This window comes from Micromonospora sp., assembly GCF_048594385.1.
GTDB classification, from domain to species: domain Bacteria; phylum Actinomycetota; class Actinomycetes; order Mycobacteriales; family Micromonosporaceae; genus Micromonospora; species Micromonospora wenchangensis.
Genome location: NZ_JBMDWU010000327.1, coordinates 1 through 3,628 on the forward strand (window position 1 = coordinate 1; position 3,628 = coordinate 3,628).

General features: G+C 77.7%; 2 protein-coding genes and 1 pseudogene. All 3 read left to right on the top strand.

The window, feature by feature from the left end:
- Nucleotides 1-236, top strand: a pseudogene (locus ACOJTC_RS17460) (virulence factor MviN); the annotation flags it as partial.
- A complete protein-coding gene (locus ACOJTC_RS17465) occupies nucleotides 233-1,408 on the top strand; it encodes a glycosyltransferase family 4 protein (RefSeq protein WP_420117680.1) in 1,176 nt (391 codons plus the stop codon). The pseudogene ACOJTC_RS17460 and the gene ACOJTC_RS17465, both read left to right, overlap by 4 nt.
- The coding region (locus tag ACOJTC_RS17470) for a hypothetical protein (RefSeq protein WP_420117681.1) at nucleotides 1,408-3,628 on the top strand (2,221 nt) is incomplete at its 3' end. The genes ACOJTC_RS17465 and ACOJTC_RS17470, both read left to right, overlap by 1 nt.

Here is a 3,628-nt window from a genome sequence, read left to right on the forward strand (position 1 = left end):
GGCTGGCCGCCGGCGACGGCACCCCGACGACAGCCGGGGCACTCGTGCAGGGCATGCTGTCCGGGGCCGTGGTCGGCGTGCTGTTCCTCGCCGTCGCCTGGCTGGTGGACCGGCGGGACGTCGGGCCGCTGCTCACCGGCGTGCGACGTCGGCTGGGCGGCCGGCGAGCGGCGGGTGACCCGCAGGACGGCGTTGTGCGCGACGCCGGTGACGGGAAGGAGACCCTCTCCCCATGACCGACGCGACGTCCGCCCCCGACGCCCGGGGCACGGTGGTGCTGCTGCTCGCCTCCAGCACCGGCGGGGTGGGCCAGCACGTCCGGTCGGTGGCGCGCGGGCTCGTCGAGGCCGGCCAACCGGTGCTGGTCTGCGGCCCGGCCGCCACCGCCGAACAGTTCGACTTCACCGCCACCGGGGCCCGCTTCACCCCGGTGGAGATCTCGGCCAACCCGACGCCCGCCGACGCCCGCGCGGTCACCGCGCTGCGTCGGGCGCTGGCCGGTGAGCCCGTGCGGGTGGTGCACGCCCACGGGCTGCGCGCCGGGCTGGTCGCCGCGCTCGCCCGGCCCGCAGCGCCGCTCGTGGTCACCTGGCACAACGCGGTGCTCGCCGGCGGGCTGCGCGGGCGGCTGTCCCGGCTCGCCGAGCGGGTCGTCGCCCGGTCCGCCCGGGTCGCCCTGGGCGCCTCCACCGACCTGGTGCAGCGGGCCGCCGCGTTGGGCGCCACCGACGCCCGGCTCGCCCCGGTCGCCGCCCCGGCCCTGCCCGCCCCGCGTCGCCGCCGCACCGCCGTACGCGCCGAGTTCGGTGTCGCCGCCGGGCAGCCGCTGGTGCTCTCCGTCGGCCGGCTGCACCCGCAGAAACGCTACGACGTGCTCGTCGACGCCGCCGCCCGGTGGCGTACCCGCACCCCGCCGCCGGTGGTGGTGATCGCCGGCAGTGGCCCCGCCTACCTGCCGTTGGCCGCCCGGATCTCCGCCGCCCGCGCCCCGGTGACGCTGCTCGGGCACCGTACCGACGTGGCGGACCTGCTCGCCGGGGCCGACCTGGCGGTGGTGACCAGCGACTGGGAGGCCCGGCAGTTGTTCGCCCAGGAGGCGCTGCGTGCCGGCGTACCGCTGGTGGCGACCGCCGTCGGTGGGCTGCCCGAGCTGGTCGGCGACGGTGCGCTGCTGGTGCCGCCCGGCGACGTCGACGCGGTCGACGCGGCCGTCCGGTCGCTGCTGGACGACCCGAGTCTGCGCGGCGACCTGGCGAAGCGGGGCGCCACCCGGGCCGCCACCTGGCCCACCGAGGCCGACACCGTCGCCGCGCTGCGTGCCCTCTACACCGAGCTGGACGCCGACCCGGCCGGCCGCGCCGGGGCGTCCGCCCCCGGCACCGACACCCCCTCGACGGGACGCGCCTGATGCTGCGCCGATTCACCCCGGTCCTGCTCACCCTGGTCGTGGTGGCGCTCGGGGTCACCGCCCTGGCCGCCCGCCCCGACAGCAGCCCACCCCGGCGCAGCGCCGACTACGTGGTGCTGGCCGGGGTGGCGGGGCTGCGCTGGTCGGATGTCGACCCGCAGAGCACCCCGACGCTGTGGCGGATGGCCCAGCAGGGTTCCATCGGTTCGCTGTCGACCCGTTCCGCGCACCGCCCGACGTGCCCGGTGGACGGCTGGCTCACCCTCGGCGCGGGCAGCTACGCCGGCTGGAACGGCAGCCGTCAGCCGGGCGGGTGCCCGCCGGCGGCGGTGACGGTGGAGCAGCCCGACGGGATCGGTGCGAACCTGCCCGACCAGGAGCGGGTGGTCGCCTACAACGCCGACCGGCAGCCGTGGGGCACGGTGCCCGGTTCGCTGTCGGAGTCGGTGCGCTGCTCGGTGGCGGTCGGCCCCGGTGCCGCCGTCGCCGCCGCCCGGCCCTTCGGCCGCGTCGACCGGTACGCCCCGGCGCTGCCGGCCGACCCGGCCGGGCTGCTCGGTTCGTGTGTGCTGAGCATCGTCGACCTGGGCACGGTCAGCGGCACCGACCCGGCCGACCGGCGGGCCGACGCCCGGCGGGCCGACGAGGCGTTGGCGAAGGTGCTCGCGGCCCGACCGCAACGGTCGCTGGTGCTGGTCGCCGGGGTGTCCGACACGGAGGCGCCGGCCCGGCTGCACGTGGTCGTCGCCGACGGCCCGGGGTGGGAGAACGGCTGGCTGACCTCCGCCAGCACCGGCCGCGAGGGCTACCTGCAACTGGTCGACCTGGCGCCGACGGCGTTGACGGCGCTGGGCCGGCCGCTGCCCGAGCGGCTGTTCCTGGGCCGCCCGGCGGTGAAGGTCGACGGTCGCCCGGACGACCTGGCCAGTGCCATCGCCGCGCCGGCCGACGCCGACCGGGAGGCCGCCGCCCAGCGGGCCGTGGCCGGCTGGTTCTTCGGGCTGCTCGCCGCCGCCCAGATCATCCTCGCTGTCGCGGTGCTGCCGTTGCTGCGTCGGGCGCGGCGGCTGGCCGGCCCGCACAGCCCGCCACCGGTGTCGCCGCGGATCGTGGCGGCCGTGGAGCTGCTGCTGATCGCGGCCGCGTTGGCGGTGCCCGCGGCGTTGCTCGCCGACGCGGTGCCGTGGTGGCGGGGCGACCACGCGGGGGCGTACTTCGCGGTGGTGACGGTCGCGTTGATCGTCGGCGCGACGGCCCTGGTCCGGTTCACCCCCGGCCACGACCGCACCCTCGGCCCGCTCGGCGCGGTCGCCGGCCTGGCCACCCTGGTGGTCGGCGCGGACGTGCTCAGCGGGGCCCGGTTGCAGCTCAACGGGGTGGTGGGCTACTCGGCACTGGAGGGGGGCCGGTTCTCCGGCCTCGGCACCGTGGGTCTGGGGGTGTTCCTCGCCGGTTCGCTGCTCAGCGCCGGCTGGCTGGCGCAGCGGGTCCGCCGGCAGTGGCGGCCGATGGTGGTGGTGGCGGTCGGCGGGCTGGCCGTGGTGGTGGTCGGCAGCCCCTACCTGGGGGCCGACTCGATCGGGGCGATCGCGTTGACCGCCGGGGTGGCGGTGGCCGCCGCGATCAGCACGGGTGGCTGGCTGACGGTCAGCCGGTTGGTCTGGGCGACCATGGCGGGGTTGGCGTTGACCATCGGGTTCGCGGTGGTGGACCTGCGGCGGCCGGTGGAGGAGCGGGGGGCGTTGGGTCGGTTCCTGACCGCCCTGGGTGAGGGCACCGGCGGGTTGACCGTGCACCGGTCCAGCACGGCCAACTTCCAGACGCTGGTGAACAGTCCGTTGACGGTGCTGGCGGTGGTCGGTGTGCTGCTGGTGTGGTTCGCGCTGCTGCAACCCTGGGGTGGGTTGATGCGGCTGTTCGGCATCTACCCGGCGATCCGGGCGGCGTTGGCCGGCACGGCTCTGGCCGCGGTGATCGCCGGGCTGCTCGGTGGTGCCGCGCTGGATGTGGCCGGGGCGGCCGCGGCGCTGGTGGTGCCGATGGCGGCGCTGGCCTCGCTGCGGGTGCTGGACCACTCCACCGACCGTACCCAGCCGGGCGCCGGGCATCCGCGTCCGGACGGCCCGTCCGGTGGCCCGCCCGGCGGGAGCCCCACCGGCGGCCGACCCGACGACGACGGTGGGGCGGCCCACGCGGGCGACGGCACCGGCACCGCGGCGG

Coding starts and splice junctions, on each gene's coding strand:
- ACOJTC_RS17465 (WP_420117680.1), top strand. CDS start 233: ATGACCGACGCGACGTCCGCCCCCGACGCCCGGGGCACGGTGGTGCTG.